General features: G+C 69.3%; 4 protein-coding genes. 2 read left to right on the forward strand and 2 right to left on the reverse strand.

Annotated elements, in window-relative coordinates:
* Positions 1-117 precede the first annotated feature (117 nt).
* Positions 118-2,508, reverse strand: a complete 2,391-nt coding sequence (locus tag VKH46_01145) for a response regulator (GenBank protein HKB69417.1) — start codon at positions 2,506-2,508, stop codon at positions 118-120.
* A gap of 213 nt (positions 2,509-2,721) precedes the next feature.
* On the opposite strand from VKH46_01145, the gene VKH46_01150 reads away from it, so the two are divergent.
* The gene (locus tag VKH46_01150; protein ID HKB69418.1) at positions 2,722-3,378 is read left to right on the forward strand and encodes a hypothetical protein; all 657 of its coding nucleotides are present in this window, start codon (positions 2,722-2,724) and stop codon (positions 3,376-3,378) included.
* Complete coding sequence (locus VKH46_01155) at positions 3,375-4,745, forward strand: sigma-54 dependent transcriptional regulator (GenBank protein HKB69419.1); 1,371 nt, start codon at positions 3,375-3,377, stop codon at positions 4,743-4,745. Before VKH46_01150 ends, VKH46_01155 begins: the two co-directional genes overlap by 4 nt.
* Before the next feature lie 392 nt (positions 4,746-5,137).
* Here VKH46_01155 and VKH46_01160 read toward each other — a convergent pair whose 3' ends face one another.
* The gene (locus tag VKH46_01160; GenBank protein ID HKB69420.1) at positions 5,138-5,287 is read right to left on the reverse strand and encodes a lmo0937 family membrane protein; all 150 of its coding nucleotides are present in this window, start codon (positions 5,285-5,287) and stop codon (positions 5,138-5,140) included.
* Between the last annotated feature and the right edge of the window lie 64 nt (positions 5,288-5,351).

The following is a 5,351-nucleotide window of genomic DNA, read 5'->3' on the forward strand; positions in this document are numbered from 1 at the left end:
CGCGGTCGTCGATCTCGGTCATCATCTCCTCGCCTTCAAGAACGCAGCTTCCCGGGAAATGTTCCGTTGCTTCATTTTAGCCCGGGCCGGGGCACCGGCGAGCGGGAGCCCGCGCGGTCAGCGGGCGGGGCTCGGCGCCGCGGTTTCGACGCCGTCGAGGAGGCTCGCCAGCGTCTTCAGCATGTTCTTGACGTCGACCGGTTTCGACAGGTACGCCGAGGCTCCGGACTCGTCGATCTTCCGGCGGTCTCCGTCGGACGTTTTCCCGGTGAGCGCGACGATCGGAAGCCCCTCCGTCGAGGGGTCGGAGCGAATGCGGCGGATGACCGCCGTTCCATCGTCGTCCGGAAGGCTGATGTCCATGAAGACCGCATCGAACGCGCCGCCCGAAAGGGCCGCGATCGCCTCCGCGGCGGTCGCCGCTTCGGACGCCTCGTAGCCTTCCATCTCGAGCACCGTCCGCAGCCCGTACCGGGAGTCCTGGTCGTCCTCGACGACGAGGATCCGCGGACGCCGGAGCGGCCGCGGCACCGGCCGCGTTCCCTCCGCGGCGGACGTCCCGGAGGCCACGCGACAGGGGATCGCCGCCCGGAACGTCGATCCGTCGCCCGGGCGGCTCGTGACCGTGACCTCCCCTCCCATCAGGTGGACGAGCTCCTTGACGATCGAGAGTCCGAGACCCGAGCCCGCCGACGCGGCTTCTCCCTGCGCGACCTGACGGAACGGCTCGAAGATCATCGGCAGCTTGTCGGCGGGGATCCCCGTCCCGGAATCCCGGACCGAGAAGGCGAGCGACCCGGCGGGGGTCCGGCCGACCTCGAGGACGACCTCGCCCCGTTGCGTGAACTTGACGGCGTTCGACAGGAGGTTGAGCAGGACCTGCCGCGTCTTGTCGCGGTCGAGATCCACCCATTCCGGAAGGTCGTCGCCGGCCGCGAGCCGCACCGGAAGCTTCTTCTTCTCGGCCTGAGGGGCGATGATCTCGATCGTCTCGGCGAGGAACCGGCGGATCTCGACCGGCTCCGGGGAAAGCTCCGCCTGTCCCCCCTCGATCCGGGCGAGGTCGAGGAGGTTGTTGATCATGTGCAGCAGCGCGTTCGCGCTCTGCCGGATGATCTGGAGATCGCGCTCCCGAGCCGCCGCGGGACGGGCCTGCAACGGCTCGCTCGTCAGGACGTGCGAAAGCAGGATGATCGTGTTGAGCGGCGTCCGGAGCTCGTGAGAGACCGTCGACAGGAACTTGGACTTGAGCTGGTCGACCTCCATCAAACGGTCGTAGGCGTCGGCGAGCGCGCGTTGCGACTCGGCGTCATCCGACAGGCGCCGGGCCGAAACGACCGCGCCGCGGAACTTGCGCGCGCCGTCGACGACCGCCGTCCATGCGATCTCGACCGGTATGTCGGGACTTCCCCCCTCGCGGTCCGCGAGCCGATAGACGTCGCGTGCCGCCGGCTGTCCCGCCGACCGGAAGCGCCGGAACGCGTCGAAGTCCGGTGCGAGCGCCGACCCGTCCTCGCGCCGGAGGCGCGCCGCGCGAAAGAGGTGGCGCACGGACCGGCCGCGCAGCTCGCCGGGAGTCACGCCGAGGATCCGGGCGCTCGGCTGATTCATGAGCATGATGCGGCCTTCCGGATCCACCAGCACGAGGCCGATCGACATCTGCCGGGCGACGGCCGCGAGCTGACGGCTCCGGTCGCGCTCTCCCCCCACCGCGCTTGCGAGAAAGAGAAGGCTGCGGACACGGTGCCGGAGCTCGACTTCCGGAAAGGGGACTTCGAGGAAGTCGTCCGCCCCCGAGCCGGCGATCGCGGCGTCCATCCCGCCGGGGTCCACCAGGAGCAGCACGGGCACGAAAGGATCGCGCTGCCGCGCCTTGACCCGGCGGGACGCCTCGACCCCCGGGCCGTCGGAGAGCGTCCGGTCGAGCACGACGAGGTGCGGCCGCTCGGCGTCGATGCGGTCGAGGATCCCGGCCGCCGATGAGACGGTTTCCACCTGGTAGCGCCGGTACCGGAGCGTGGCCGCGTACAGGTGGAGGAAGTCCGAGTCCGCCGAGGCGAGGAGGACTCGCGCGCGCGGTCGCGTCCGGATCGACGGCGTTCCGAAGGCGAGCGGCCGCGTCTGGGTGATGTCGTTCTGCTCCCGCTCCCGGAGGTGATGCGCGATCGTTCCCCGCGCGCCTTCCCGGCAGATCGGTACGCCGATGAACGCGACGCATCCCGCGGCGAGCGCCCGCTCCCGCGCGCCCCCCATGGCCTCCGGACTCACGCCGAGGATCGGGACGCCGATCAGGGCCGGGTCCCGATGGAGGTCGCGGATGAGATGCCACGACGGGATGCCCGGAAGAAGGAGGTCGATCAGGATCAGATCCGGTTCCGCCGCGCGGGCGCGGGAGACGGCGAGCCGCCCCTGGGAAACGACTTCCAGGCCGTGGCCTTCGTCCGAGAGCAGCGCTTCGATCGCCGCCCGGTTTTCTTCCGAATCGTCGATGAGGAGGATTTTGGCCATAGGACGGCGCGGCGCGCCGTTTCGATCGTAGCACGTCCGATCCCCGCGGGCGGGCGGGCGCTCCCTCTGCCGAAACGGGTCCGCTCGCCCGGAGGGTCTCGGCGGCCGCCTCCCCCCCTCGTTCCGTTTTTCGGCTACACTCGCGGCGGTGGTCGGGGGATGAACGGAGACGGTTCGGCGCAGATTCGGTACTACCGTGACCGCGGAGAGGCGATGAAACGGTTCGTTCGGCGGTTCCGGCACGAAATTTCGACGCCTCTTTCGGGAGCGGCCCTCCATCTGGAGGTCGCGGCTCGCCGGATCCAGAAGGCGGAGACGTTCGACCGCGCGGCGGTCCTCGAGAACCTGCGCGTGTCCCAGCAGGCGCTCGAAAACGCATCGCAGATGCTCGACTGGATCAGCGAGCTCTCGCGGACGCAGGACGAGGCGCCCGCCGAGCACGCGCTCATCCCGCTCGTGAATCGGTCGGCCGAGCCGTTCCGCGAGGACCTCGAGCGCCGCGGCCTCGCTCTCGAGCTCCCGGCGGCGACCGACGGTCCCCGGTGGTTCGGCTCCGCGCACGAGATCGGGGATGTCGTCTCGGAGCTGACGGCCAACGCCTTCCAGCATGCGACCGCGCCGGGGACGGTGCGATGGTCCGTCGCGGAGGATGGCGGCCCCCCGCAAATCGTCTGCGAATCTCCGGGAGCGCTCCCTTCGGGCGACCCGGAACACCTTTTCGGAGCGGCGAAGGGGGCGGACAGCCCCGGCCGCGGGTTCGGCCTCCTGCGGGCCCGCCGCCTCGCGCAGAGCAACGGCGCCGATCTCACGCTCGCGCAGGCCGGACCCAACGTCCGGGCCGTCCTGCGATTCCTTCCGGAGACCGCATGAAAATCCTGATCGTCGAGGACGACGCCGCGACGCGGCGGGGACTCGAGCAGCTGCTGATCGATGCGCATCCCGAGACCAGGAGCGTCGGGACGCTCGAGAAGGCGCGCGCCGTCCTCGACGAGTTCTCGCCGAACCTGTGCATCGTGGACCTGATGCTCCCCGACGGGGACGGCCTCGACCTGATCCGGGAGCTCCGCGCGCAGGACCCGAGCCGCGAGTTCGTGGTCCTGACGGGCCACGGCTCGATCGATACCGCCGTCGAGGCCATGAAGGCCGGCGCGTCCGACTACCTCTTGAAGCCCTTGAAGCCGGCGCAGATCTCCGTCGTGCTCGAGCGCCTCTCGGAGAAGATGGACCTCGAGCGCGAGGTCGACGACCTGCGGTCTCAGCTCGCCAAGAGCGGCCGGTTCGGTCAGATGGTCGGGAAGTCCGAGGCGATGCAGGAGATCTTCAGCGTGATCTCGCGCGTCGCGAAGTCCGACGCGCCGGTGATGATCATCGGCGAGAGCGGCACCGGGAAGGAAGTCGCGGCGGTGACGATCCACGAGCTCTCCCGCCGGCGCGCGAAGCCCTTCGTCGCGATCAACTGCGGCGCCATATCGCCGTCGCTCATCGAGAGCGAGCTCTTCGGCCACGAGCGGGGGTCGTTCACCGGCGCCGACAAGAGGCGCCAGGGCTACTTCGAGCTCGCCAACGGCGGAACGCTCTTCTTCGACGAGGTCACGGAGATGTCCGCGGATCTCCAGATCAAGCTCCTCCGCGTCCTCGAGACCCGCACCTTCCGCCGCGTCGGCGGAAACGAGGAGCTGAAGGTCAACACGCGCATCCTCTCGAGCACGAACCGCGACCTCCAGGAAGCGATCAAGAGCGGCAAGCTCCGCGAGGATTTCTACTACCGGTTGAACGTCTTCCCGCTCGTCCTGCCGCCGCTCCGCCAGCGCAAGGAGGACATCCCGCCGCTCGCGCAGCACTTCCTCGACAGGATCGAAGAGCGCGAGAAGGCCGGTTTCCGCGAGATCGAAACCGAGGCGATCGCGGCGTTGAACGAGCACTCCTGGCCGGGCAACGTCCGCGAGCTCCGCAACGTGATTCACCGCGCGTACGTGCTCTCGAACCCTCCCGTGATCAGCGCCTCGGCGGTGAACTCCGTGCTCGGCCACCCGACGCTGAAGGTCCCTGCGGCGTCCGCGGCGGCGTCGTCTTCCGTCGTCCAGTTCAAGGTCGGCGAATCGCTGGCGGACGCCGAGCGGCGCCTCTTGAGCAAGACGCTCGAGTTCGCCAAGGGAGACAAGAAAAAGGCGGCGAGCATGCTGAAGGTGCCGCTGAGGAACCTGAACACGAAGCTGAAGGCGTACGGACTCGCATAGCCGTCGGCTTCGCGGGACTGGGGAGGCGACCGGCATTGCGCGGGGCCTGTCGCGCCGCCGCTGTCCCGGCCTGGCCGGCGCACGCTGTGGATAGGGTTACAGGAATGGTGCGCGGCGGCCAGTTCCGGGACAGTCGACCGCGCGCCACCCGCGCCTCCGCTCGCGACGAGAGGTCGCGAGCCCGCGGCAGACGCTCGCCCGGGGGTCTCTGGCGGAGGCGGCGCTGCACGCCGCGGCAGAGTTTTTACGGCATAGCCGTCGTCGCGCCGGAGCTTTAGCGAAGGCGGATCGCGGGACTGGGGAGGCGAGCGGCGACGCGGGGTTCAGACAATACAAAAATCCCGCGGGCGGTCGCCCGCGGGAGGGTCATCTCACCGCGCGCGAGCCGGATGTCAGACGACCCGGCGGCCCGAGATCAGCCGAATGACCAGGATCACGACGGCGATGACGAGGAGAATGTGGATGAATCCGCCCAGGGTGTACGACGTGACCATGCCGAGCAACCAGAGGATGAGCAGAATGACGAAGATGGTCCAAAGCATCGCGACTCCTTCCCGCCTCGCGGCGTCTTGTTTTCCGGCCCGGAATTCCCGACAACCGGCGTAA

The sequence above is a fragment of the Thermoanaerobaculia bacterium genome, from assembly GCA_035260525.1.
Lineage (GTDB): Bacteria > Acidobacteriota > Thermoanaerobaculia > UBA5066 > DATFVB01 > DATFVB01.

Excerpts from the sequence above, each read along its gene's own strand:
- VKH46_01145 (HKB69417.1), bottom strand. The coding sequence starts at position 2,508 with ATGGCCAAAATCCTCCTCATCGACGATTCGGAAGAAAACCGGGCGGCG.
- VKH46_01160 (HKB69420.1), bottom strand. The coding sequence starts at position 5,287 with ATGCTTTGGACCATCTTCGTCATTCTGCTCATCCTCTGGTTGCTCGGC.
- VKH46_01150 (HKB69418.1), top strand. The coding sequence starts at position 2,722 with ATGAAACGGTTCGTTCGGCGGTTCCGGCACGAAATTTCGACGCCTCTT.
- VKH46_01155 (HKB69419.1), top strand. The coding sequence starts at position 3,375 with ATGAAAATCCTGATCGTCGAGGACGACGCCGCGACGCGGCGGGGACTC.